21 protein-coding genes, 12 tRNA genes and 2 pseudogenes are annotated in these 26,007 nt (G+C 44.6%); all 35 read left to right on the forward strand.

Features of this window, described 5'->3' with window-relative positions; genetic code table 11:
* Nucleotides 1-11: 11 nt before the first annotated feature.
* The 35 genes and pseudogenes from BN2373_RS04820 (at nt 12) to BN2373_RS04985 (ending at nt 26,007) form a co-directional block, all read left to right on the forward strand.
* Nucleotides 12-1,592: a serine/threonine protein kinase gene (locus BN2373_RS04820; RefSeq protein ID WP_053942997.1), complete on the forward strand. Its 1,581-nt coding sequence runs from the start codon at nt 12-14 to the stop codon at nt 1,590-1,592.
* Nucleotides 1,592-3,334: a hypothetical protein gene (locus BN2373_RS04825; protein WP_053942998.1), complete on the forward strand. Its 1,743-nt coding sequence runs from the start codon at nt 1,592-1,594 to the stop codon at nt 3,332-3,334. Before BN2373_RS04820 ends, BN2373_RS04825 begins: the two co-directional genes overlap by 1 nt.
* 57 nt (nt 3,335-3,391) lie before the next feature.
* Nucleotides 3,392-4,291 carry a metallophosphoesterase family protein gene (locus BN2373_RS04830; RefSeq protein ID WP_053942999.1) on the forward strand — a complete coding sequence of 300 codons (900 nt, stop codon included), beginning with the start codon at nt 3,392-3,394 and terminating at the stop codon, nt 4,289-4,291.
* Nucleotides 4,292-4,398: 107 nt separating this feature from the next.
* Complete coding sequence (locus BN2373_RS04835) at nt 4,399-5,847, forward strand: GTP pyrophosphokinase (RefSeq protein ID WP_053943000.1); 1,449 nt, start codon at nt 4,399-4,401, stop codon at nt 5,845-5,847.
* The gene (locus tag BN2373_RS04840) at nt 5,831-7,144 is read left to right on the forward strand and encodes an amidohydrolase family protein (RefSeq protein WP_053943001.1); all 1,314 of its coding nucleotides are present in this window, start codon (nt 5,831-5,833) and stop codon (nt 7,142-7,144) included. Before BN2373_RS04835 ends, BN2373_RS04840 begins: the two co-directional genes overlap by 17 nt.
* The gene (locus BN2373_RS04845; RefSeq protein WP_053943002.1) at nt 7,128-8,423 is read left to right on the forward strand and encodes an NAD(P)H-hydrate dehydratase; all 1,296 of its coding nucleotides are present in this window, start codon (nt 7,128-7,130) and stop codon (nt 8,421-8,423) included. Before BN2373_RS04840 ends, BN2373_RS04845 begins: the two co-directional genes overlap by 17 nt.
* The gene (locus tag BN2373_RS04850) at nt 8,404-8,769 is read left to right on the forward strand and encodes a type II toxin-antitoxin system PemK/MazF family toxin (protein WP_053943003.1); all 366 of its coding nucleotides are present in this window, start codon (nt 8,404-8,406) and stop codon (nt 8,767-8,769) included. Before BN2373_RS04845 ends, BN2373_RS04850 begins: the two co-directional genes overlap by 20 nt.
* Before the next feature lie 30 nt (nt 8,770-8,799).
* On the forward strand, nt 8,800-9,618 hold the full coding sequence (gene map / locus BN2373_RS04855; protein WP_053943004.1) for a type I methionyl aminopeptidase: 819 nt from the start codon (nt 8,800-8,802) through the stop codon (nt 9,616-9,618).
* Nucleotides 9,619-10,015: 397 nt separating this feature from the next.
* Nucleotides 10,016-10,309, forward strand: a complete 294-nt coding sequence (locus BN2373_RS04860) for a DUF2089 family protein (protein ID WP_053943005.1) — start codon at nt 10,016-10,018, stop codon at nt 10,307-10,309.
* Between the two features lie 335 nt (nt 10,310-10,644).
* Entirely contained in the window at nt 10,645-11,460 is an 816-nt protein-coding gene (locus tag BN2373_RS04870) for a hypothetical protein (RefSeq protein WP_053943007.1), read from the forward strand.
* A 319-nt stretch (nt 11,461-11,779) separates the two neighbouring features.
* The gene (locus BN2373_RS07850; RefSeq protein ID WP_154826135.1) at nt 11,780-11,995 is read left to right on the forward strand and encodes a hypothetical protein; all 216 of its coding nucleotides are present in this window, start codon (nt 11,780-11,782) and stop codon (nt 11,993-11,995) included.
* 461 nt (nt 11,996-12,456) lie between these two features.
* Nucleotides 12,457-12,945 carry a Panacea domain-containing protein gene (locus tag BN2373_RS04875; protein WP_053943008.1) on the forward strand — a complete coding sequence of 163 codons (489 nt, stop codon included), beginning with the start codon at nt 12,457-12,459 and terminating at the stop codon, nt 12,943-12,945.
* Complete coding sequence (locus BN2373_RS04880; protein WP_053943009.1) at nt 12,938-13,747, forward strand: hypothetical protein; 810 nt, start codon at nt 12,938-12,940, stop codon at nt 13,745-13,747. Before BN2373_RS04875 ends, BN2373_RS04880 begins: the two co-directional genes overlap by 8 nt.
* 72 nt (nt 13,748-13,819) lie before the next feature.
* A pseudogene (locus BN2373_RS07990) lies at nt 13,820-14,109 on the forward strand (IS3 family transposase); the annotation flags it as partial.
* A gap of 169 nt (nt 14,110-14,278) precedes the next feature.
* A pseudogene (locus BN2373_RS08095) lies at nt 14,279-15,186 on the forward strand (DDE-type integrase/transposase/recombinase).
* A gap of 263 nt (nt 15,187-15,449) precedes the next feature.
* Nucleotides 15,450-15,521: transfer RNA gene (locus BN2373_RS04890), tRNA-Glu, on the forward strand.
* A gap of 4 nt (nt 15,522-15,525) precedes the next feature.
* Nucleotides 15,526-15,598, forward strand: a tRNA-Val gene (locus BN2373_RS04895).
* A 16-nt stretch (nt 15,599-15,614) separates the two neighbouring features.
* A tRNA-Asp gene (locus BN2373_RS04900) sits at nt 15,615-15,689 on the forward strand.
* 27 nt (nt 15,690-15,716) lie between these two features.
* Nucleotides 15,717-15,789, forward strand: a tRNA-Thr gene (locus BN2373_RS04905).
* A 59-nt stretch (nt 15,790-15,848) separates the two neighbouring features.
* A tRNA-Arg gene (locus BN2373_RS04910) sits at nt 15,849-15,923 on the forward strand.
* A gap of 6 nt (nt 15,924-15,929) precedes the next feature.
* Nucleotides 15,930-16,002 (forward strand) — tRNA-Gln (locus BN2373_RS04915).
* Nucleotides 16,003-16,044: 42 nt separating this feature from the next.
* A tRNA-Gln gene (locus tag BN2373_RS04920) sits at nt 16,045-16,117 on the forward strand.
* A gap of 5 nt (nt 16,118-16,122) precedes the next feature.
* Nucleotides 16,123-16,195, forward strand: a tRNA-Lys gene (locus tag BN2373_RS04925).
* A 7-nt stretch (nt 16,196-16,202) separates the two neighbouring features.
* Nucleotides 16,203-16,288: transfer RNA gene (locus BN2373_RS04930), tRNA-Ser, on the forward strand.
* A 45-nt stretch (nt 16,289-16,333) separates the two neighbouring features.
* Nucleotides 16,334-16,421, forward strand: a tRNA-Ser gene (locus tag BN2373_RS04935).
* Nucleotides 16,422-16,427: 6 nt separating this feature from the next.
* Nucleotides 16,428-16,501: transfer RNA gene (locus tag BN2373_RS04940), tRNA-Ile, on the forward strand.
* A gap of 159 nt (nt 16,502-16,660) precedes the next feature.
* Nucleotides 16,661-16,733, forward strand: a tRNA-Phe gene (locus BN2373_RS04945).
* Nucleotides 16,734-17,026: 293 nt separating this feature from the next.
* Nucleotides 17,027-17,641 carry a hypothetical protein gene (locus BN2373_RS04950; RefSeq protein WP_019134012.1) on the forward strand — a complete coding sequence of 205 codons (615 nt, stop codon included), beginning with the start codon at nt 17,027-17,029 and terminating at the stop codon, nt 17,639-17,641.
* On the forward strand, nt 17,619-18,020 hold the full coding sequence (locus BN2373_RS04955) for a hypothetical protein (RefSeq protein ID WP_019134013.1): 402 nt from the start codon (nt 17,619-17,621) through the stop codon (nt 18,018-18,020). Before BN2373_RS04950 ends, BN2373_RS04955 begins: the two co-directional genes overlap by 23 nt.
* A 243-nt stretch (nt 18,021-18,263) precedes the next feature.
* Nucleotides 18,264-19,952 carry an ATP-binding cassette domain-containing protein gene (locus BN2373_RS04960; RefSeq protein ID WP_053943010.1) on the forward strand — a complete coding sequence of 563 codons (1,689 nt, stop codon included), beginning with the start codon at nt 18,264-18,266 and terminating at the stop codon, nt 19,950-19,952.
* Nucleotides 19,953-20,195: 243 nt separating this feature from the next.
* Entirely contained in the window at nt 20,196-20,597 is a 402-nt protein-coding gene (locus BN2373_RS04965; protein ID WP_053943011.1) for a hypothetical protein, read from the forward strand.
* A 474-nt stretch (nt 20,598-21,071) separates the two neighbouring features.
* Nucleotides 21,072-22,406 (forward strand): sugar ABC transporter substrate-binding protein, encoded by a 1,335-nt coding sequence (locus tag BN2373_RS04970; protein ID WP_053943012.1) that lies wholly within the window; start codon nt 21,072-21,074, stop codon nt 22,404-22,406.
* 139 nt (nt 22,407-22,545) lie between these two features.
* A complete protein-coding gene (locus BN2373_RS04975) occupies nt 22,546-22,971 on the forward strand; it encodes a hypothetical protein (RefSeq protein ID WP_053943013.1) in 426 nt (141 codons plus the stop codon).
* Nucleotides 22,972-23,066: 95 nt separating this feature from the next.
* Nucleotides 23,067-25,112: a carbohydrate ABC transporter permease gene (locus tag BN2373_RS04980; RefSeq protein WP_053943014.1), complete on the forward strand. Its 2,046-nt coding sequence runs from the start codon at nt 23,067-23,069 to the stop codon at nt 25,110-25,112.
* Nucleotide 25,113: 1 nt separating this feature from the next.
* The gene (locus BN2373_RS04985) at nt 25,114-26,007 is read left to right on the forward strand and encodes a sugar ABC transporter permease (protein WP_053943015.1); all 894 of its coding nucleotides are present in this window, start codon (nt 25,114-25,116) and stop codon (nt 26,005-26,007) included.

The following is a 26,007-nucleotide window of genomic DNA, read 5'->3' on the forward strand; positions in this document are numbered from 1 at the left end:
AAGGAGGGGCCATGAAATACGAGATCATCCGAAAAATCGGAGATGGAGGAGAGGGCCGGGTTTATCTGGTCAGGGACCGAATTCTGGACAAGACCTGGGCCATGAAAGTGATCCCCTGGGTCGGGGAGGAAGGTCATATGAAGCGGGACCTTCCCTTTCCCATCCGGATCATGAAGAACTTTGACCATCCCCTTCTTCCTCGTCTGGTTGACCTTTTTATTCGCCCTCCCTTTCTTTGCCTGGTCATGGACTATATTCCCGGAAGAAATTTGGAAGATTTGGTCAGGGAGGAGGGCCCCCGGGACAGGGAGGAAGTTCTTGCCTGGGCCAAGGACCTTCTTTCCATCCTGATTTATTTTCATTCCCGGGTTCCCCCCATCTACTACCAGGATTTGAAACCGGCCAACATCCTTCTGACCAAGGAAGGAGGGATCAAACTCATTGATTTCGGGGCGATTTTCAGTCCACAAGGACAGGAAAATGAAGGGGATCAGGGTCAAAAAAACAAGGGTAGCCTTGGCTATGCCGGCCCTGAGCTTTATGGAGGCGGAGAGGTGGGCCCATGGACAGACATCTACTCCCTGGGAATGACCCTGTCTTTTCTTCTCACCGGGAAGGACCCCGGAGAGGTCGATTTCAAGCTTTTGTCAAAAGCAAATTCTTCTTCTTCCTCAGACACTTGTTCAGGGAGATTAGAAAAAGCGATTTGCCGGGCAACCAAGCCCCTTCCCCGGGATCGTTATCCATCCTGCAGGGCAATGGTAAAGGATCTGGAAGGGGGAGAGAGGAAAAAATCCGGGAGAAGAGGGAGCCTTGTCCGGGGCATGGTTTTTCTTCTTTCTCTATGCCTTCTCTATCTGTTGGCCCAAGCGGGCTATCAGAACGATCGTTATCGGGCGAAAGTTCGGGAAAGCATAGAAGGGGAGGATGAGACTGTTTTTGAGGCAATAAAAATGAAACCGGACAGGCCGGAAGCTTACCGGGTCCTCTACCACCATTACCAAAAGGATAAGCGGTTAAGTGATGAGGAGATGCAAATCCTGGATTCTCTACCCTTTCCCTTGGAAAGGGAAAAACACAAGGAGGATTGGTCCTTATTCTTTTTCGACCTGGGAACCTTTTATCTTGAAGAGGGCATCCGTAGGGTGAAGAAAGGTGAGTTAACGCCTATGGCATGTCGTGCCGGAGACTACTTTTCTCTTTGTCTGGAAGCTTCGGGGAAAAAGGATGATATGGCTGACCAAGTCCGCTACCGTCTAGCTATTTGCCGCCTTCACCAAAAATATCTCATGAGATGTCCGGCAGTAGAAAAAAAGACAAAAGAGGACTGGGTGGAAGGAATGGAGAACATTCGCTTTGGAATTGACCATTGGAAGGAAATGGAGGATATGGACCGGGCCCTTTTTGCGGATGCCGGCTTTTGGACCCTTCAAGCTTTGATAGAGGAAAGTGACAATATCGGATTAGTCGATGAAGCGATTCATCTCCAGGAAGACTTGGCTTGCCTGCTAAAAAAGATGTCTTTGAAGGGGGATTTGGATATCCTTCAAGAGCGAGTGTTGAATTTTCAAGAAGAGAGGAGGTCAGATTGATGAAAAAAAAGATGATCATTGCTGTCTCTATTCTCCTTTTTTTGAGCCTGATCTCCTCTAGTAGGGTTCAGGCCATGGAAAGGCCTCTTCCTCCTCCTGAGGCTACTTTTGTTGGAGCCTATATTAAAAAAAGAGAAGAGGAAGGGCGGATCCGCTATCTCTACACCCAACCACCCCAAATTTGTATAAGACTTCCTGATGGTCCCTATTCCTATGGTGGGGTGGATTTTCTTGCCAGGGCCATCGGAAGGAAGGGTCAGGAAAAGCAATCTCGTTTTTCCCTCCCCCTTGACCATTTTCATAGAGACCGGGAGGGAGGGTGGACCTATCTTTTGGATACCGGAAATCTGGATTGGGAAGGGAAGTCTTGGACCTTCTCTTTTCGGGCATTTTCCAAGGAGGAAAGGCCCTCTCCATGGAAGAAAATGGAGGGGTTTCTGGACCTTGACCAGGAAGAAGGAAGGGTGGACCTTACCTTTGATCCCCTACCCTTGGGTCGTGACCGGGGAATTTGGGTATTTGACCGCCCTTTTTGGATCAGACTTAACGTTATGGATGATCAACCGGCTTATATTGATGACTATTTTTACCTGGAAAAGGGAGGTCCGGAGGGGAAAAGAAGAGAGAGGATCCCCCTTCAAAAATCAGGGAAAGAAGTTCAGGCAAAGATCAGGGTTCAACAAGAAGGTCGGTATACCCTCTATTTTTTCATCAAGGATGGAGCCGGCCGTCCCATTCCCGATCCGGAGACCGGAGACAATGTCATCAAAATATCCTACCGGCTTGATTTGAACCGAGGGAAGACGAAAGCAAAGATCCATCAGGCTCCGGGAGAAGAGGAGGAGAGCACGGACCGAGAAGGAGGTTTCGAGCAGGAAGGGGAGGAGGGTTCGGACAAAAAAACACTAACCGGGAGTTCAAAAGATAAAGGAGGAGAACAAGCTCCGACGGTTCAAATTGATCATTTGGAAAAAGGAAAGGACGTAAAGGTGGAGTATGGGAAGGGTCTCCGGAAACTTCTTGCGGAGAGTCCTGTTTCCTTTCATGATTTGACGGAAGATCCTTTGGTTACTTTTTCTTCGGAAGAGGCTTTATTGACGGGCAATCTGCGATTATATGGAGTTTTGAATGGACAACCTCTGGATTTACACCCCCTTCTTGAAAAAGATCCCTCCTTGTTTGATAAGAAAGTTAAGATCACTCTTCCTAAAGAGTCCTTTTCGTCCTCCGGTTACTATACTCTTCAACTGGTAAGGGAAAAGGGGGAAGAGGAAATTTCCACCAACCTATTTTCATTCGAGATGGATTCTCAGCCGCCGAGAATTATTCCGGTCAAGGGCCTGGACAGAAATTTCTGTTGGGGGAACCGGTTGGAAATCCAGGTGGACATACGAGACCAAGGGGGCCTCTCGGAAATCCAACGAATTGTGGATGGGAAGGTGACGGTGGTTGATCCGAATGGACAAGTGAATTATAGCGACCGGTTCACATTAGGAGGCCGGAAGGAAGCCTACCTCATTGCCTACCGCGTGAAAGATCGGGCAGGAAATGTAACCGATACGCGATCAAGTGCATATCCCGGAAGAAGATTCTTTACGGAAGCGGTTGAGGTCAGTCGGTCTCCTATTCGGGCAATGGCCCGATTATCTCCTCTTTTCTGGTTATTTTTCTTTATGATCATTGTCGGAGTCATTGTATATTTTTCCCTCCGTTCCTGCCATCTTCACAAATTCAACGCATAATTTTGCTAGGATTTCCTGAAATGGTTATAATAAGAGTTGTGAGAAAAGGAGGTTTTTATGCGGATTGCTTGTATCGGCGATGCACACTATTCAGCGATGCATTGGCGCACCAAAGCCTTAAAAGAACAAAATGAATTTTTTTATAATAAAATATTCGCCAGCCTTTTTGCACAGGAGGCTGATTTATACCTCTCACTAGGCGATTTGACCCACTATGGTTCTCCTCGAGAGTTCCGGTCGGTATATAAGATCATCAACAGTCATCGCAGGGAAAATCAACGCTTTGAGAACCTGGTTGGCAACCACGATCTTCTGGTGCAAACAAAAGCGTCCTATCAGGCTTTGACCGGCTCCAAACTGTATTGGTCTGAAGATTATGACGATGTCAAACTGATTTTTATGGATACCAGTCGGGCCCTGCATCCGGGGAAGAGTTCTTCCTCCATTTCCTGGGAACAGGCAGAGTTTGTAAAGAAGGAGCTGGAAGAAGCAGGGGATAAATTAGCCCTGGTCTTTGCCCACCATCCTCCTGAGCGGATGACTTTTCGCAATGAAAAAGGAAGGGTGGACAAGAGTTTGACTTTAGATCAAATCCTCAAGCATAAAAAAGGCCGGGGGATTGTGGTTAATGGCCACCTCCACCAAGACCGTTTTTATACCAGGGGAGAATGGGGCTTCCTCCAATTCAACGATCTTCTGGATGAGCCCACTGTCCGCTGCCTGGATATCAAGGACGGGGAATTGACCATGTCGACCATTTCTTTTACCCAGCATGAGATGATTCATGCCGCTCGAAATATTGCCCTGGCTCTTCTCACCTTCCGCCGCGTGGATAATCCCTGGGAATATGCGCAAGTCCGTGAGTTGCTGCTTTCCACACCCAACAATGTTCCGATGACCGGGTGGACCATGGATTATCTGTCAACCTTGGATTCCAGCCATGTGGGAAGACACTAACGCCTAATACTATTTTGACACATCAAGGCCACTCTCATGAGTGGCTCTTTTATTATGAAAATGTTTTCAGCCCATCCTTTTTCGGTTATAATGGAATGGAAGAATTGGTGAAAAAAGACAAGGGAGGTATCGGGTTGAAGCTGGAACTTTTCTCGTACATCGACCAGGTTATTGACTATAAGAACGCTTTACGCTTTGATCTTGAACAGGCACAAAAGGCGATTGATGATCTTTTCTATTCTATTTTTTCATCCGAAGATTGGTTCGTCAATTACAGTTCACGAATCAAGGAGGATGACTCCTTAAAAGAAAAGATTATTCGTCAGGACTATTTTCGTCGCTACAGGGAGCCCAGGGCCATGTTCCACCAGCTGTCGGACATCATCGGCAGTCGAATCGAATGCCGCTTTATCAATGATGAAGAGGTGGCCTACCAGGCTCTTTTTCAGCATTTTCCTTATCCGGATAATGGTGGCTACTTTCGGTCGGATCGTGACCCTCGAATTGAACTTCGCTTGGGGGACGACCAGCCCAAACAGCAGAAAAACGGTTTTTCCTCCTACCGAATCGACGGCCGTTTCTTAGGAGGGACGGTTCTTAACTTTGAACTCCAAATTAAATCCATCGTCAATGTATTTTGGAATGAAATCGACCATAAGATCCTCTATAAAAACTACAATTATGTGGTCACAGAGGCCTTTGTCCGCCAAATTATGGCTTCCATTAAAGGTGACCTGGAGTTGATTGACCGTCAACTTCAGATGGTCTATGAGCACTTGACCAGCCTTGATCAAGCGGGTTCTTGGTCGCCCAACCGGCAATTGGAAGCTTTTATCGGTCGGACCATTCAAGACATTTATGTTCTTCCTTTAAGAGAATCCTCCAACCTTTTTTTCGATTTTCGTTCTCCCACCGATCTTCTGACAGAATTCCTTTTCACTCGGGTCAAATACGAATCCAAGGAAGGGATGGCCTCCGAATTCATCCGAATTCTGGATGAAGCGGGCCGAGCAAAGATGGATGAAGTTCGGTTTGGCTATACCCTGGATTTTGACCCGCCCATCGATTACCACTCCGATATTACCAAGGAGATGGGGGATCTCATCAACAAGGCAGTCAATGAGAATTTGGCTTGGAATTTTATGGTAGCCATCCTCTTTGATCTCAATCCCCACCAAAAGCAGCGGGAAATATTCCGGACTTTTGTGGATTACATCTACTTCCGGATCATTCATTGTGTCCGGTCCACCTTTGAGGAAGAGGGGGAGAATCCGGCGGACCATGAAGGCATCATCGATGAAATTGCCATGTTCTATATCCGCTTTTCCATGGTTTATCCGGATACCTACTATTTCACCATGAAGGGGTTGGAGGATTTCAAGAAGGTTCTCCGCCACATGATAGACATCTGGTTGACGGAAGAGGATTCGGAAGCGGTTTTCCGGGTTTTCACGGAAGCCTATGCCTCTCGGAAGAAGGAAGACCGCCCCGGGGAGATCGGGGAGCTGGCGGAATGGGAAGAAAAAGGAGGCGAGGACCATGGCCATTACCATTAATAACGCAACCATTGTCACGATGAACCCCGACTGCGACATCCTGTTCGGGGGGCAGGTCCGGGTGGAGGACGGACGGATTCGGGCGATTTCTGTGGAAGAAGATCTTGCCCTTCCCGGAGATGAAGTGATCGACGGGACCGGACAGGTGGTCCTTCCGGGTCTGATCAATGCCCATTGCCATGCTGCCATGTCCGTTTTCCGGAACTACGGCAACGATGTGGACCTGGACACCTGGCTCAATGACTACATATGGCCCCTGGAGGCCCAATTAAGACCCGAAGACATCCGGAAGGGATCGCTTCTGGATATTGCTGAAATGATCTCCCACGGGATCACCTATTTTGTGGATATGTATTATGAGATGGACAAGGTAGCTCAGGCTGTTGAAGAGGGGGGGATTCGAGCCCTTCTGACCGAAGGAATGACAGCCAATGACTACCGGGCCTGTTTGGACCGTCAGGCGGGCTTCTTTGACCGCTGGGACGGGAAGGCGGAGGGACGGATTCGGACGGGTCTCTCCACCCACGCTATCTATACCAACACGGTGGAGTCCATGAAGGCGGCTGTTGCCCTGGGGAAGGAATTGGGGGCCTGCCACCACATCCACCTCTCCGAGACGAAAAAAGAGGTGGAGGACTGCCGGGCTCGTTTCGGCATGAGCCCGGTTGAGGTCTTCGATAAGATGGGCTATCTCAACGACAGGACCATCGCAGCTCACTGCGTCTGGCTGTCAGAGAGGGATATGGACATTCTGGCCGACCGGGGGGCCCACCCGGTCTACAACCCGGCCTCCAACATGAAGTTGGCATCCGGCTTCATGCCCCTGGAGGGTCTTCTCTCCCGGGGAATTCCGGTGGCCATGGGGACAGATGGAGCCGCCTCCAATAACAGTCAGGATCTTTTCCGTGACATGACCATCGGGTCCCTCATCCAAAAGGGCCGGAACTTGGATCCCAGAGCCGCTTCGGCACATACCATGCTCGAAATGGCCACGATTAACGGTGCCCGAGCCCTGGGTCAGGAGGAGGACCTGGGGTCTGTTGAAGTGGGGAAGATGGCTGATCTCATCATGGTTGATTTTCGGGGGGTAGGGATGACCCCCATTCCGGGCGACATTGAGGCAGCCTTGGTCTATTCCACGTCCGGCAGGGATGTATCTATGACCATGGTGGCCGGAAAGATTCTCTACCGGGACTACCGATTCACCGAACTGGATGAAGAGAGAATCAAGGCGGACTGCCAGGACACCCTCCGCCTCCTCCAGGAAAGGAGGGAGCGAAATGGAAGCGGGCATTGACCTCTGTACAATTTCCCGAATTGAAGAGGCTATGTCCAATCCATCCTTCATCCGGAAGATCCTGACGGAAGAAGAAAGGGAAGCCCTGGGTCCCCGCCTGAATCGGGCAGAAAGTGTGGCCGGGATCTATTGTGCTAAGGAGGCGGTCATGAAGGCTCTGGGGACCGGTTTTGGCCCGGTCGGCTTTCATGACGTCCAAATTTTCCACAGCCCAAAGGGTCAACCCCAAGTCAGATTGATGCCAAAGGCCCGGCAGGTCCTGGAAAATCTGGGCCTTGGAGAGGTTGCGGTCTCCATCAGCCATGAGGGGGGTCTGGCTATAGCTACGGCGATGGGGGTGGAGTTCCCGGCTTTCGGGAAGGATGAATCCTCTTCTGCCCTCCGCTTTGATCCCGACCTCAACCGGTCATTCCTCCGGAGGGATAGGGCGGGCTACAAAGGGCAATACGGGCGTTTAGCTATCTTGGGCGGATCCAAAGGGATGGTGGGGGCTGTTTGCATGGCTGCCCGTGCCGCTCTTCGGTCGGGCACGGGCCTGGTCTATATCGTTGTTCCGGAATCCATCAGCACTATTGTTCAGGTCAAGTTGACCGAAGCCATTGTCATTCCTGTCCCGGATGGGGGAAAGGGCTATTTCACTCCTGCTTCCCTGTCCACTATTTTGGATAAGCAGGAGAATTGGGACTGTTTAGCCATCGGCCCCGGCATGGGTCGGGAAAAAGAGAGCTTGGCCTGGTTTCAGGAGCTCTTGCCGGAGGTGAACCAGCCCATGGTTTTGGATGCGGATGGTCTCTTTACCCTGAGCCGGGACCCCGCCCTTTTATACCGGGTCAAAACGCCCCTGGTCATCACGCCCCACGAGATGGAGATGGCCCGCCTCTTGGATTGGGAAGTGGAAGAAGTCCGAGGAAATCGGGAGCTTGCTGCCCGGACCTTTTCCGAGAAATATGGGGTCATTACCGTGTTAAAAGGACCGGATACGCTTATTTCCGATGGTAAAGCTATTTACACCAATTTCACCGGGAACCCCGGCATGGCCACGGCAGGGTCAGGGGATGTTTTGACGGGCATTTTGGCCGGCTTCATCGCTCATGGCTACCCGCCCATCATAGCCAGCCGCCTGGCCCCCTATCTCCATGGTCTGGCCGGTGATTTAGCAGCAGAAGATCTGACTCAGGAAGGGATGATCGCCGGGGACATCATCGCATTCATTCCATCCGCTTTTTCCCGGATCAAGCAATGGAATGAGAGGGAAGGGGATGACCATGCCCAAGATTAAGCGGGGGGACATCTATTATGCCGACCTCAGCCCTGTGATCGGATCTGAGCAGGGTGGAATTCGTCCGGTTGTCATCCTTCAAAACGATATAGGAAATAAGTATTCACCAACGACCATTGTTGCTGCGATTACTTCACAAATTAATAAATCCCGGATGCCCACCCATGTCAGCGTGTCCGGCAAGGGGACAGACCTACCTAAGAATTCCGTTGTTCTTTTAGAGCAGGTCCGGACCATCGACAAGAAACGTCTTCAAAAGAAACTGGGTAAGTTTGATGATTCTGTCATGGAAGCCATTGGTCGGGCCCTGGATATTTCTCTTGGCCGGGCAAAAAGTTACCGGTAAGAGGTTAGTAAAGATAGAAAAGGAAATCATATGATTACAATAAAAACAGAGGATGCCATTCAGGGAATGAAGGAGTCAGGGAAGATCCTGACCAAGACTCACCATGCTATCCGGGAAATCCTTCGACCGGGCTTGACCACCATGGAACTCAATGACTTTGCCGAAGCCTTCATGCTTTATCAGGATGCCATTCCCGCCCAAAAGGGCTACTCAGGCTTTCCTTTTGCTCTCTGCACCTCAGTCAATGACGAAGTCTGCCATGGCTTTCCCAACGACCGCCCCCTCCGGGAAGGCGACATCCTCTCCGTGGACAATGTGGTGAATTACAAGGGCTTTCTGTCGGACTCCTGCTGGTCCTATCCCATCGGCCAACTTTCCGACCAAGACCGGGACTTCTTCGACACCGCCAAGGAAGCCCTCATGGTGGGCCTGGCCCAAGTTCGCGTGGGCACCCACCTTAATGAGATCGGCAAGGCCATCCAGGCCTATGTGGAAGGCAAGGGGTATTCCGTGGTCAGGGAGTTTACCGGACACGGAATCGGACGGGAGATGCATGAAGATCCCATGGTCCTCCACTATGACCAGGGATCCCGGGGACCTCGGCTCAGGGAGCGAATGGTCATGACCATCGAGCCCATGATCAACATTGGTCACTGGAAGACCAGGATGGACGACAACGGTTGGACCGCCCGAACCATTGACGGCCAAAAATCCTGCCAATTCGAGCATACCTTCGCCGTCCGGGAAGATGGCCCGGAAATCCTTACCGACCAGGCCGATACTTCACTCAGTCCGGAAGAAAAGGAGTGGATTGCCGCCTATATTAGGGATAAGTGGCTCTTTGATTGAGGATAGGATTCAGATAAGACTTGTCAATTTTTACGGCTTGTTATAGAATTTAAACAGCAATTGGAGTATGTGTTTGCGGACACATACTTTAGAAAGCCGGAGAAATCCGGCTTTCTTTTTTTTTATAAAACATAGCAAACTTATCATTATAATTAACCAATTATAGAGTTTTTTCTCTCTTATTAGCTATCAATAAAACCTCTCCAGAATAGGTGGAATTATAGAGCATATATCGAGATGATGTACAGCCATTGTTAAATTCAGTTAAAAGCATTTTTTTAGCTATTTGCGTAATAAGTGTTTTGACAGTTAAGAATGAAAGTTTATTTTAATAATATTAATATTGACTTTAATATTATTAAAGTCTAAAATATAGTTAGGAAAGGGAGAATGTATAATGAAGGATTTAAAATGGCTAGAATATCTTGATAGTGAGGAGGTTGACTTTATAAAAAACTTTATTATTTCCTCTGGATCTTTGAAAAAACTAGCAGAAATATACAACGTTTCTTATCCTACCGTTAGAATACGACTAAATCGTTTAATTCAAAAGATACAACTAAACGATAATGTGGAAAACGAGCCATATGTCAAGTTTATAAAAAGTTTAGCTATTGACGACAAAATTGAAGTAAATATAGCCAAATTGCTCATTCAAGAATATAGGAAGGAGGAAATTGACAATGAATAATTCGATAAATGTATTTTTTATCTTTCTTTTCAGTTTTGTATTTCCCATATTTCTACAGATAGTAATATGCCGAAATACCAGGGGCAAGCTTGGCCTAATACTTCCAGCACTCTCTTTAGTCATTTCTCTGATCTATCTGGCTAACATTACTAGTATTGGAAACAAACTGTTAGCTTTCTTTACGAGCTTATTTGTGGTAAATATTCGGACGATTATCTTATACGCAATTTACCGAAGTTTTTTGAAAGCATATCAGCGACAATCGGAAATTGAGAAAATGAAATTACAGGATTATTGACTATATACAAAGGCTGTGTTGGAAAGGAGAAAGAATCATGAAAAAAATTACGACAAATTTTAGAATTTTGTTGGTTATTCTCTTATTCTTTATAGTATCAAGTCAAAAGGCTTCTGCCAATGAAGCGATTTTAAAATCCTCAACTGAATCACATTTTAATAATAAACCTACCTACTCCTTGTTAAATCTCGAAAAAAGGAGATTCAACGAGTTTTCAGAACTTCTCGTCTCCAATTTAAAAGCTTCAAATGAAACCGATTATAGCAAAGTTATTCGAGAATCCTATGAAACATATATGAACTCAATATCCATAGAGTGGAGTGAGCCAAACTCACTGATAAAAGATATTAGAGAATATAATTTTCAAGAAATGGTAAATAAGAATGAAGGATTCTTTAGGATATGCGATCTTAATGACTATGATACAGTTATTATAACTCCATATTATGTGATTTTAGATGAATTAAAAATTGAAGATGAGCAAATTGTGCTTCGATCACCGGCTACAAGGAGCCGATTTGCGACCAACACTAGAACGGGTTATGGGTATTTAGGAAACAAGTTATTTGATGTCACTGTAGAATGTGCTTTTTATTATAATGGTAATAGTGCTTGGTATAAAAGTGATTTTGATTATTATTACACCAGGGGAACTTTGAGTTTGTGGCAAGTTAATAATTGGAGGGGGTGGAAGGAGTTTTCTGGAACCTCCTATAAAGCAAATTGTTCAGGAAACTTTCATTTTGGTGTGGAATATGAGGGTAATGGATTGATTATCCAAGAACTTTACTGCAAAAATAGCCTAACTTGTACTAAAGACGGTTCAATCATCAAAAACACCGATTGGCGATAGGAGTATATAAGAAGGAGAATGGCTATTCCAAATCATATGGCGTATAGCTTTGATCCCAACATCTTCAACTCTTATTCTTAGTAACTCTATTGGATCTATGAAAACAAGTTTATTTTTGCTATCAAAATGATTTGGAAGACGCATCTTCCAAATCATTTTTCCTTTTAAGGAATTCTTATTCCCCGTCACTCTTTCTCAACATATCATTAAAAAGCCGATAACATTTTTGGCGACTTGTAAAATGAAATGCAACAAATAAAAAAATCCATGGCTAATCTGTTAGAGTGTTAATAACGACAAAAACACAGAGGGAGAAGCCATGGATTACGTTTATAGTACCACGACTCGAGAAAAAGGAAGCCATTTTACTTACCAAGATCGTCAAAGCTTGGAAAAGATGGTGATTGAAAACCACAGAAGAGCGGTAAAGAGGAAAATATCACAAATCGAGATGAAAGAAAGACTGGGTGTTCATCGTTCAACCATTAGCTGGGGCACTCTTCTTTCTCAGCGCTTTTCAAGAAGATTTCCGTAGATAATGGGAGTGAGTTTTTAGATGTGGAGGGCCTGATGTCTTCTTTATTCACAGTGAATGAGCGTCGAACAGAGATCGACTATTGCCGTCCCTATTGATCTTTTGAGCGAAGAAGTAATGAGCAGTTGAATGGGCAGATTCGTCGGTTCATTCCCAAGGGCTCAGATATTCCAGAGGTGAGTAAGAAGTGGTTGAACGAAATAACTAGCCATTTCAATAGCTACCCGAAGAGAAGTTTAGAAGGGAAGACGTCTGAACAACTATTTCACCGGGAGCTTGAGAAGTTGGGCATTGTTGTTTAAATTTTTCTTCCCCCATGGGGGAAGAAAAGGACTCTAGAGATTGATCATGATTTGTTGCATTAGAAGTTACAATTTACATGTGGATTAGATGACAGAAAAAATATAACATAAACTTAGTGATTATGTTATAATACATATTTATAGATGAAGGAGTTCGAGATGATGAGCTATAAGGTTTTAGATGTGTGTCGTCATGTAATTAATTATAGCAACGAACATGACTATGGAATTTCAAATTTAAAACTTCAGAAAGTACTTTATTTTATCCAAGCTTATTTTTTAACAAAAAGCAAAGACCACACTTCTTGTTTTGATGAGAAGATAGAAGCTTGGGATTTTGGACCTGTTGTTCCAGAATCTTACCATGAATATAAGCAGTACGGAAGTGGAGACATACCTACAATAGAATCGTACATTAAGTTTGATGAGAATGATATATGGAATGCTAAAAGGATTGAGTTTGAGGACTCTACGATTACGGATGAAGACAAAGCTCTTATAGATAAGGTTGTAGACAAATTTGCAGATTATTCAGCAACAGATCTTGTATCATTAACCCATCGACAGTCACCATGGATTGATGCTTATGTTCCATATCAAAATAATGAAATTACAATTGATTCAATAAGGGAGTACTTTAATGACTGATGACAATTTAGATGTATTACTCCGGACGACTGACAATACAACAATATCATTAGAGCGATCGAAAGAATTTAAAAACACTAAAAGAAAAATCAATGGAATTTGTAAAGCTTTATCCATGAATACTCAGAAGTACGATCCGAAGAAAACTGTTGAGAATATCAGATCATATATAACATCAACAAATAAGTTGGACAGGATTCTTTATTCGGAAATCAGCAATTATGTTTATTCGTTAGAAATGTCACAACGAGGAGTTTTTGCTACAAATTTAGAAAAACTATTGTTATATTCGCTTGATGATCATAATTCGGTAAGTGAAGACTGTAAAAAAATGATTGTAAAAATCTATGATCATTTTCAACTAGCGTTACATCAGATCGAAAATGTCAATAATATTTTTGCAGACAGCATAGAAGAAGCGAAAGAGAACTTGCAAAAACAGATAAAAGGCGTTGAAAAAGAATATATCTCCATACTTGGTATTTTCGCTTCTATTGTACTTGCTTTTGTTGGAGGGATGACATTCTCAACATCTGTTTTGCAGAATATATCTGCGGTTAGTGTTTTTAGATTGCTGTTGGTTGTTGATTTTTTGGCGTTTGTTATTATTAATGTGATTTATATTTTGGTTAAATTCATTTTTACTATAAACGAAAAAAACTTAAAAATATTCAATGTCAAAGCATTGAATATTTCATGCTTGATTATTGCCATAATAATAGTGGTTTCATGGATACTTAATGTTGATCAGATACCAGATTTTATTTCGATATTTTTACCTTGGTGTGGCTACAATAAATAGTACAATTTAATATCAAACACATGATACAAGAAAACTAAGAAACGATAGAGGGATTTTAAATTGAGAAAGCACTACACAGACAGAGGACGAGAATTTGATAACAAAGGTATAGATAAAATACTAGATATATTTGGAATTGAAAGATCGCTAAGTAAAAAAGGAAGTCCTTATGATAATGCAGTCGCTGAAGCATTTAACAAGGTGGTTAAAACAGAGTTGTATACAAGAATAAATTTAAAATTTTAAACCGGCTAAAACTATCAGAATATATTTATTGGTACAACAACCTAAGAATCCATGGTTCTTTAGATTACTTGTCACCAGTTGAGTATAGGCACTTAAGATTAGCTAAAGCATATTAGTTAGTCTTATTTTAAAGTTTTTGATTTCAAATTGTACAAATATGTAATGTAGTAAGACATATGTGACACTTTCAACAAAATAAAAAGAGGCACTCTGATACAATGTTTTCGTCAAAAAAACTCGTTGCATCGAAAGGAGCACCTCTTGAGTAAGATTATAACTGAAGAAATGAGATACCGTCAAAAAGTCTGTGAATATGCGTTAAAGTACGGTGTGACCAAAGCAGCACGCAGGTTTCATACCTACCGGCAATTCGTTTATCGCCAACTGGAGAGATATGATGGGACAGCCAGAAGTTTGGCCCTACGCTCAAGAAGACCGAAAACAAGTCCCAATGCCCATCGGGAAGAAGAGCTATGTCTAATCCGTCGTATGCTGAAACGAAATGGCGTGTATGGTTTGGCGGAGGTATACGTACGCTGTCAATCGAAAGGGTACACCCGATCTTCTGAAAGCATGTGTCGTCAAATTCGACAAAAAGGCTATCGAAAAGTGCAAGGTCACCGAAAGAGTTATACACGCCATGAAAGTCTGGATGGAAGTTCCCGGGAGATAAAGTGCAAATCGACATTAAATATGTTCCAAAAGAATGCTTCCGCTTTCCAAGCTATGGACTACTGTACTACCAGATCACTGCCATTGATGAATTTAGTCGAAAGCGTGTTCTAAAAATCGTTGAGGAGAAGTCGACCTATGAGACGACAAAGTTTTTAGAGAATGTAGAAGAAAGAATGGGATTTTCCATTCACACCATTCAGGTGGACAACGGCTATGAGTTTGTCAATGACGAAGATCGAACGAGTCGGGAAAGTCGCTTTGAACGGGCGGTAAAGAAAAAAGGCTGGGATTTGCGAAGAATAAGACCCTATTCTCCGTGGCAAAACGGGAAGGTAGAACGAAGCCACCGAGAGGATGGAAAAATCCTCTACAGTCGACATGTCTTTATAAGAAAAAGAGATCTTGTTGAACAGGTAAAAAAGCATGAGCAACGTTACAATACGACAGCCAAATACGTTCTGAATTTCAAAAGTCCAGAACAGGTTGTGCAAGAATATTTTGAAACTGTAGTTGCCTAGGCGACTGCTTTTTCCGGGTGAAAAGGATAGGTACTTCCTTTCTCCTAGTCAAGGGACGCTCCCTTGGTCGCTCTTCGCCCTTGACACGTCGAAAAGGAAGCACATGGAAAAGAATCGTCGGAAAAAGCCAAGTGTGTCAGAGCCTTGAGCTGAATGTGTAACATATGCCTTGACAGTTAAGACAGAAGTTCTACAATTTTTACTGATTTAACTTGACAAGAACACTCTTATTCCTTACACTATCTTAGTAACCCAATTTTTGAGGCCCTATGGTCAAGCGGTTAAGACATCGCCCTTTCACGGCGGTATCCCGGGTTCGAATCCCGGTAGGGTCATTTTGGGCGCTTAGCTCAGTTGGGAGAGCATCTGCCTTACAAGCAGGGGGTCGTAGGTTCGAGCCCTACAGTGCCCAAATCATTGAAATAGGTGGCCCGGTAGTTCAGTTGGTTTAGAATGCCAGCCTGTCACGCTGGAGGTCGTGGGTTCGAACCCCATCCGGGTCGTTCACCACTAACTTGCAGGGTGGTTTTGCTGGTGTAGCTCAATCGGTAGAGCAACTGACTTGTAATCAGTAGGTTGAGGGTTCAAGTCCTTTCACCAGCTTACAAAGGTCACTTAGGTCAAGTGACCTTTGATTTTTTCAGCGCCCCCATTATTAATAAGCGCCTATAGCTCAGCCTGGATAGAGCAACGGACTTCTAATCCGTGTGTCCGAGGTTCGAATCCTCGTAGGCGCGTATCGTTGGGGTATAGCCAAGCGGTAAGGCATCAGACTTTGACTCTGACATCTCGTAGGTTCGAATCCTGCTACCCCAGTTGGGCCCGCTTCCCTTGAAAACTAAATAAAGCTCTTTATGATGGGGTATAGCCAAGTCGGTAAGGCACTAGACTCTGACTCTAGGATTCGCTGGTTCGAGTCCAGCTACCCCAGTCCATGATCCATTAGCTCAGTCGGTAGAGCACTTGACTTTTAATCAAGGTGTCCGGGGTTCGAATCCCCGATGGGTCAATCTTATGGAGAGATACCGAAGTGGTCATAACGGGGCGGTCTTGAAAACCGTTAGGGTGCAAGCCCACGGGGGTTCGAATCCCTCTCTCTCCGTAGGGCTCATGAGATTCCCGATGTGACCCCCTTTCGGGATTCTTTGGAGAAATACCCAAGTGGCTCAAGGGGCTCCCCTGCTAAGGGAGTAGGTCGTTTACTCGGCGCGGGGGTTCGAATCCCCCTTTCTCCGTATTATGGGCCATTAGCTCAGTTGGTTAGAGCAGGCGGCTCATAACCGCCCCGTCCCGGGTTCAAGTCCCTGATGGCCCAGTAAAAAAAGTATGACAAAATGAAAATTTTGTTGTAAAATAGATTTCGTCGACTGTAAGTATTTGCTATATTCATATTTGCCCAGATAGCTCAGCAGACTGTTTCAGGAATCGATGCTCCGCATCTCTTCGGACTGCAATTAGAAACAACTTCATATTTGCCCAGATAGCTCAGTCGGTAGAGCAGAGGACTGAAAATTCTCGTGTCGCTGGTTCGATTCCGGCTCTGGGCACTCCTCCGAGGCTTTTGCCTCGGAGTTTTTTTATAGATAATTCTCGTAACTTGTATATAATGTGGTTTACAAACGTTTTTTAGGGATATAATAGTATTAACCAACATGGCAAATGAAAGGAGGTACTTTATAGTTGTTGGGCTTTTTTGAGAGAGAAAAATAGTGGTAAAACGCTTCCTTACTTAAGCAAAAACTATTGTAAAGAAACATTGTGTTGTTTTTTGTATTTATATTTATATTATTTTAATATCTTTGATAATAATATAAATATGTCTAAAGACTAGGAGGTTAATATGGCACTATTAAAAAGAGGTCTGGCTTCTAAAAAAAGTAAATTCTTTTTTCTTTTTCTTCTTATTTTCATGTTAAGTTCTTCAACATTTGCTTTGGCTGATTCAGAAAGCTTTAAGGATAAAATATTATTTCAAGGAAATGTCAGCTCACAAGAAAAGGAAAGAGTGACACAGGAAATTCAAGAGTATATCAAATTAACAGGTCAAGAACTGAGAGATGCGGGACAGTGGAAGGTGGTTTATGGAAGCCCCAAAACTGTAAGAAAAAGCGGTTACTGTGGCAATCAACCGTCAGGTGGAACACGGTTTAAAAGTGGTGGAGGTTTTATCATCACTACTGGGGTTGGCCCAAAAATGACTATAAATTTTTCATTTCCTTCACCTTATAAGAATATAAGTTTTGGTTTTAGTCTAGGTAGTGTTTCACAAGGAGTAACGGGTGTTTTAGTTACGGTACCTTCAACTTATTATTACTATAAAGCTCGTGCCACGTGGACAGCTACTGTTGAACCCTATGCCACATATAAAAAAGTAAATGGTAAGTGGCAATTATTTTATAGTGGTGGAAATATTTTAGAATCGAGGGATGAGTATGAAGCAGTCCGTGTCCGCTAGCAAGTGTATTTGGATCGCCATCATTGCCTTTGCCCTGGGTGCGGGTCTCATTTTTCTTATCAAACCTGGGGAAAAGACCCCGGATCCTACCGGTCTTTATCAAGAAAAACTTTCAGATTTGATGGCGGATGAGCCCGGAGTACAAATGGTTATTGATAAGGGGAAATTCATCTTTGGTACGCAAACGGAAATTATGTATGAAGGGACAGTGGAGAATAGGGACGATAATAGCTGGAAGCTGGTGAGTCCATCGAAAATCTTCCTTTTGATTCAATCGGGAGAGTGGGGATATTTGATTGATGGAGGAAAGATTTATAATCTCTATCATCCTAATAATAATGTGACCTATGTTGGTACATGGAATAAACATATTGAATAGTTGGTCATTTTTACAGTTCAAGAGAGAAAAGTCGTGCCAGGAAGGGCCAACTTTTCTCTCTTGTTTAATAGCAATGAAAAAGTTTGGAGATTATACTATACTAAAATAGTCATTTGACAGACGGTTTTAGCAAGGTAAATAACATCCTTGTTTTACAAAATAAGATGGGTAATCTAAATGAATAAGTTTCGTATATTGAAAAGAATCAAATTTTTGGTGAGACCTTGGGTAAAGGAAGAGCCATTGTTAGTCGTCAGTTATATGGTTATTTTATCGATTCTCCCACCTATTTCATCCTATTTTTACACAGTTCTTCCTCAAAAAGCTTTTTTGACTTTGGAAAAAATGGGGCTCAATGCTGCAGTTTATTCTTTTTTTCTATACTTGATAATCGGGTTTTTGTGTGATCTGTTGCCCAAGATTTTTGATGCTTTTTTTGCATGGCGAAGTCGACCTATTTTGGGTAAAATTGAAGCAAATATTTACAGTAAGGCATTAGAAACAGATCAGGTAGATCTTGAATCCCCTGAATTTTACGATGCCTATAAGTTGACTACGGAATCTTTTGCAGATAAATCTTCCTCTGCGATAGGACATATCATACATATTATAAGCAGCATTTTAACTTCACTTTTTATGGGGGTCTTGATTTTTTATCAAGGTGGATGGGCACTCTTCCTAGTGCTGGTTTTTTCAATGTTTGCCATATTATCAAATATTCTATGGTCGAGTTTAGTATCAGATCGATCGATTAAGGCCGTTTCGCCGAAAAGAAAAATCGATTATATTCGTCGTCTTTTTTATGATCCTAAAGTTGTAGCTGACTTAAAATCAAGTAAAATTCGCAAGCCCTTGTATAACATGCTAAATAATGCTATTAAGGATGAAACCATAGTATATCGATCATTTTTTACAAGAGAATGTCTAGTTGATTTATGTATTGTATTGTCAAATGTTGGAGCCGTCGCCATTATTCCTCTTTACAGTATTTTACAATATGCAGAAACGGGAAGATTTGATATTGGATTGTTTTCAACTTTACTATTGGCAAGTACGCATTTAAAAAGCTCATTAAATGAGTTAGGGTGGTGGCTATCTCAGTTAAATGCGGATGCTCGATATGGACAGAGCATAATAGATTTTTTTGAGAGAGAATCTAGAATAGAGTCTACATATTCTGGAATCAAACCTCAAAATATGCCCTTTTTGCTTGAAATACAAGATCTTTTTTTTCAATATCCCGGGAATCAGGCGTTTTCACTTTCAATTGACCATTTAGTGGTTCATCCGGGACAGAAAATTGCTATTGTTGGTGAAAATGGTGCAGGAAAATCAACTTTATTTAAACTTCTTTTACGATTATACGAAGCTGACCAGGGAAGCATTCTATACAATAATGTAGAAATTGAGAAATATCAAATTCAAGCCCTTCGACAATCTATTGGAGTAGCAATGCAAACACCAATAATATATGCTCTAAGTGCTTTTGAAAATGCGAAGGCCTACCATGATGTATCAGAAGAAGATCTTAAGGATCTATATCAGAGATTACAACTCCCTTTAGAAATCAACAATCAGTTGACTAGAGAATTTGATCCTGAAGGCGTTGTATTATCCGGCGGGCAAAGACAAAAGCTAGCCTTAAGTCGCTTAATGCATGGATCCTTTAATCTTCTTCTCTTTGATGAACCAAGTTCCTCACTTGATCCTTTTGCAGAACTTCAGGTGGCAAAATTAATTCGGGATATTCCTGATACTACTTCAATTTTAGTCGCTCACCGACTGTCGCTTGTTAAGGATGTTGATTATATTTATGTGATGAAGTGCGGATCAATCTGTGAAGCAGGAACGCATAGAGAACTTCTTGAAAAGAGAGGCGTTTATTACGAAATGTATGAGAGCCAAGCTAAATCCTATGAAAAAATGGAATGAATAACAAGTTTGTGCTCCTTTTCCTAATATTAAGTTTAAAGCCAATCTCAAAGGGGCTCCTGCTAGTGTTCCAGCCATCCTTGGGGAGAGCCTGCCATTCGACCTGAGAGGGAGGGTTATACACTTTTTACGTTATACGCTTTACAATCAATCTTTTTAATATTATGCCCATAGTGGTGTACAAACGTTTTTTTTTGCTATATTATTATCTTAACCAACGTAGTAATCGATAGGAGGCCTTTTATGAAGCAGTCCGTGTCCGCTAGCAAGTGTATTTGGATCGCCATCATTGCCTTTGCCCTGGGTGCGGGTCTCATTTTTCTTATCAAACCTGCGGAAAAGGCTCCGGATCCCACCGGCCTTTACCAACAAAGAAGACCGGATTTGATGCCGGATGAGCCCGGAGTTCAGATGGTTATCGATAAGGGGAAATTCATCTATGGCACGCAAACAGAGATTTGGTATGAGGGAACGGTAGAAAATAGGGATGAAAATAGTTGGACCTTGGTTAGTCCATCGAAAACTTTCCTCCTGATTCAATCGGGAGATTGGGGATACTTAATCGGCGACGAAAAGACCTATAATCTCTATCATCCGAATAATGACGTGACGTATGTTGGGACCTGGAATAAGCATATTGAATAGCTGATCATTTAATGAATAGAATCGTTAAAAGAAATTTTGTAGGTTTGTAAATGATGTGAGACCAAAAAAGTAAGTTGAGATCTCCTGTGCGCTATCCCAATTACTGGCGAGCTAGCCCGCCAGTAATTGGGCTCTTTTTTCCATAGGAGTTAGCCATTTCGGCTGGCTTCATCGATGATGGTGTATTGAAAAAACGGTCGGGCATTTTCCCCACGTAACTAGCTTTTGAACACTTGTAGCGTCGAATAACGAAGTTGACATAGAGAGAATCCTTTCTTTGTTTGCTTTTCACTTTCATTGTACAGGATTTCTCTCTATTTTTTTTTCTTCTTGGTCTCACATCGATTGTATCTCTTCATTTGGGAAACCCCTTGGCACGCGAAGGCATCAACAAACAAGGCGTGAATATGATATAATTCATTCGAATAGTTTACTTTTCCAACGAAGGAAAACGATTCGAAAAAAGGAGGATTTATGTTTAAGAAACTAACGGCACTATTATTGGCCGGGGTGATGACCCTATCTCTTGCCGCTTGCGGCGAAAAGAAACCGAGTGAAACGTCTGGTACGGAGGGGCCTGCTGAAGGTTTGAAAGGCGCCATCAGTGTTCAGGCGGAGACAAAGTGGATACCTTATTATGAGGCCGCGATCGAGCGCTTGAAAAAGAATAATCCGGAAGCAGAAGTTACGATTGTCGAGAAAAGTGCCTTTGATCACTTGGATGCCTTGGATCAAACGGGGCCAGAGAACAAGGATATTGCCGATGTCTTTGCCATTCCCGCGGACCGTCTCTATGGCCTGGTTGACAATGAGAACCTGGCGGCCGTTGATGCGGAATCCTTAGCAAAAACCGTTGGGGGCTGGGCAGACCTTGAGGCCTTCAAACAAGGCTTAGGCGGCAACTTCAAAATCGATAAGGAATATTTTGCCTTCCCCATGAACATTGAATGCCTGATTGCCTTCAAACAGAAGGCCAATGCGAAGACCCAGGGAATCGATTTGTCGAAGCCAATTGACATCAGCGCCGAAACAGGAAAAACTGTTTTAGTGCCGGCCCATGATGCCTGGTACGGGGTGGCACTTTTGAATGCTGGCGGCATCGATCTATTGGCAAAAAAAGAGGATGGCTCGCTCTATAGTGATTTAACCACGGAGTGGTCTGAACTGGACGCTGAAAAAAAGGCCGTCATCGAGGCCCTGTATGATTACTGGAAGGCCAATGCTGAGAATAACACCTCCCTCTTTGATAAGAAGGCAGGATACGCCTATACTGACTCCGCCTTCAAGACCGGAGAGAGCGGTGTTGTCCGTCTGGGCGGCCCTTGGGATTACGACGGCATTGCCAAAGTTGCTGGCGAAGAAAACCTGGAGTTAGGTTCGCTTGAAGACATTACTGTTGCTGGAAAACCGCTGGTTCACTGGAAAGGCGGCTGGGGTTATGCGATCAACGTCCGCGATGAAGGCGACCAGGACAAGATGGCCCTGGCCCATGCTTTGATTGCTGAGTTGGCCAATCCGGAATTTTTCGAAGATTTCTTTAAGGCAACCGGTAAAATCATGGAACAAGTGCCGGCAGATAAGTATGAAGGCTCTGGACTGAGCGAGGTTGAAAAATCAACCATTGTCAACGTCATCAATTCTTATACGAATGCGGTTAGCCGGCCTCTCTTCACGGAATACGGCAAAGTATGGGACAGCTGGCAAAATGCTGTTCTTTCATGGAATTCTGTAAAACCGGCATCGGCGGAGGATGCCTATAAGGAACTGAAGTCCTCCTTCGATTCGATGATGAGCAGCTTTTCGAAATAGTATCAATAAAGATGGATTGCAGCGGAGGATTGCCCTAGGCAATCCTCCGTTCTACCATATCCCTTTGGTGGTGTGTCAAAAAGGGCGGGCCTTCTAGTGCTGGATCCGCCGAGCGGAGGGAAGTCTGGAAGGAGTTTTAATGTTTCAGCAAAAGCGTCTGTCTCGTAAAATGGTTTATGCCGTTTTAGGCTTGGTGGCTGTGCTGGTTTTGGTCCTTTGTCTGGAGGCACTTATTTTAACCAAAGACCGGGCCCTCTTTGAGGCTTGGCGTGAGAAGGTTTCTACGGAGCTGACCATTTCAGACTACGCTGCCCTACAAGTGATGCAGCTCTTGCAGGCCGTTTTGATTCCGGCGGGTTATGCCTTACACCTTTTCTTCGCCCAGCGTAAGGCAGGCTTACTTAAGATCGCCTACTGGGTGTGGGGATTGCTTTTATTTTATGCCTTCATTATGCAGATTCTTCAGTTTCAAATGGGCAATCTTTTTTGGTGGATCCGCTGTTTTTTATTTTTCGCACTCTTTATTTTACATGCCAATCTCAGTTATGGCGTCAAGGCGCCATAGAAGAGGGGATAATCAGACAAGCCGCCCCTTAAAGGCGACAAGCGTATGGGCATCGTTGCCGTATCGCATCGTCAGTCGGACGGAAAGGAGTTTTTATGAAGTACCCCGTTGTCCTTCAGGACCGCGTGGGGCGAGAATATCCACGCAAGAACCGCTATTTAGCGGAGCTGGCCCTAGCACAGCAGGAGGGGGATTCAGCAAAAGAGCAGGCGCTTTTGCAGGGCAAGGGGACCCACCCCTACATCCAAAAGCTGCGTGCCTATGAGTCGTCCGAAAAAAAGTTTCTTGAACAATTAAAAGCGGAGGAACCGGCGGCAGAAAAGCAGATCGACGACACGGATAAAAAGCTGCGCACTTATATGATGGAACTCTTCCGTGCCGAAAAGCAGGTTGAGTTTTATAAGGACTACGTCGATTTGTCCTATGATGCCGAGATGGCTTACCGGATTGCACAAAAAAAAGTGGACTACCTGCCCGCCATAATCGTTGATTACCGCCTCCTCCTCCTTGACCTGGCTTATGCCCGTCAGGAAAAAACCAATCCCCAAGAAGAAGCTGCCTATCAAAAAGAGCTGGCAGACTATAAGGAAAGCCGAAAAAAGGTCTATGATGCGCGCATGGCCCAGCTTCGAGAGTCCTATAAAAGCGGCAATATTTCGCGTACCGCTTTTGAAAATGAACGGAGAATTACGCGCAAGGAATACCAAGAGGACTTGGACCTAAAAGCCTATCGCTCGCCCGTCCGCTACCAACGTGATCTTATTCGAAACCTCAAGCACCACCTGAAAAATGACAACAAACAGCAAGAGGCGGTCTTAGAGGAAGAAATTTCCGCTGTACGTCGCAGCACCCCTTCGGAAAATGAAAAATTATCCCTTTGGCGTTGTTATTTGTCCATTCCCTTCCCCGGACTTGGCCAGATTCTTAACGGTCAGGTCAAAAAGGGCCTCCTTTGTCTTCTTGGTGCCCTCTTTATTTATCTCATTGCCATTCCTTACGCCTTAGGCTATGGCAATTATCAGGGCGACGGCATTGCCGGCTTGATTACTTTGGCCCAGGATGGAAGGCGGGTCGATCGTTCCTTGATTTTCATGATTGAAGGACTCATATCCATTCTTTTCCTCTTTCTATCGGTCGTGATTATCGTTTTGGCCTATCGTGATGCCCGTCAGGTGGAAAAAGATGAGCGTATTGGCATTCGCCCCAATCTTTGGTTTGAGACCAAGCGGGAAATCAGCGAACATGGCTTCCCCTACTTCGTGAACATTCCTGCCATCTTATTGATCCTTTTCATCACCCTGGTCCCCATTTTCACCGCTGTCCTCCTGTCCTTTACGGGCATGGACCCCGATCATCAGTCCAAATTCGGCTGGGTCGGCTTGCAAAATTACGCCACCATCGTCAAGGCCCAGGGACTCCAAGGCTCCCTTTTCTGGCGCATTTTAGTCTGGACAGTGATCTGGACCCTCGGTGCCACCACCCTGGCAATTGCTATCGGCATGGGGCTGGCGATTTTAGTCAACGGCGAGCATATCCGCGGGAAGCGTTTTTTCCGTACGGTCTACATTTTGCCATGGGCGGTTCCGGCTTTTATTACCATCATGTTCTTCTCGGTCATGCTAGCCCCCAATGGCTTTTTGAGCGACCTTATTTCAAATCTCGCAGGCACAACCGTCAATGTCAAAAACGATACCACCTTGACACGAACGGCCCTCATCCTCATTCAGGGTTGGTGTGGAAATGCCTATGTCTTTTTGCTGGCCACCGGTGTTTTGCAGTCGATCCCCAATGACCTCTACGAGGCGGCGGAGATGGACGGCGCCAATGGACGCCAAAAGCTACTCAATATTACACTTCCCATGCTGCTTTTCCAGACGGCGCCCATCCTGGTTGGCCAATACACCTTCAATTTCAACAACTACACCATTATTGATTTGTTTAATCAGGGCGGGCCTTTCAATCCGAGCCGCTACGGGAACTTGGCCGGCTCCAGTGACCTCCTGATTTCCTATATCTTCAAATTAACCATGGATAACCAATACCAGGCCTTCGGCGCCGCGATTTCAGTACTGATTTCTCTGGCGCTCATTGTTATTGCTTTTATGGGCTATCGTCGAACGGCTGCTTTTAAGGAGGACTGATATGAAAAAGAAGAAAAAGACCTCCGGACTTTACCTCAAGGATCAGCAGCCCTTAACCGGGGCAGGGAAAGTGGGTGTTGCCATCACCTATGCGATTTTAATCTTGTGGAGTTTCATCGTTTTATGGCCGATCCTACAGATTCTTCTGGCTTCCTTCAATGGGGCTCAGGGGAAATACCTGATTTTAAATGGCGCTTATGAGTTTTCACTGGATAATTTTCGAGAATTATTCAGTGACACCTATTTCCTCTTATGGCTGAAAAATACGATTTTTATCGGCCTGGCCTCAGCGATTATCCAAACTTTAGTGGTCGCCTTTACCGGCTATGCCTATTCGCGTTTCCGCTTTAAGTACAAAAAAGGCTCACTTTTGGCCATCCTCTTGATCCAGGTCGTTCCGACCTTTGCCGGAATCACGGCCTACTTTACCCTCCACCAGATCATTTCCGGAGTCATCCCAGCCTTCTCCAGACAGATGCTCTTGGTCTTGATCTATTCGGCCGGCGGCATTGCCAACAACACCTTGATTCTCAAGGGCTACATTGACTCCATTTCCTCGGAGCTCGATGAGGCCGCCCGTATCGATGGCTGCTCCAACTTCCAGGTTTTCCGCATGATTATTATGCCCATTGTCCGTCCCATGTTGGCCATTATCGCTCTATGGGCCTTCATCGCTCCCTTTACGGACTACATGCTGCCGAAGGTTTTGCTCACCAGTCCACAGGAGTACACTTTAGCGACGGGTCTGCAGACGTTAATTGCGGACACGCGGACCATGCGTCAGCCTCTCTTTGCTGCCGGAGGCTTGCTGACAGCACTTCCCATCGTGATACTCTTTACCGCCCTGCAAAAACAGTTGGTGTCGGGTCTGTCTTCGGGCTCTGTGAAAGGATAA

Origin of the sequence: Kallipyga gabonensis (genome assembly GCF_001286805.1) — a bacterium.
In the GTDB taxonomy this organism is placed as follows: domain Bacteria; phylum Bacillota; class Clostridia; order Tissierellales; family Peptoniphilaceae; genus Kallipyga; species Kallipyga gabonensis.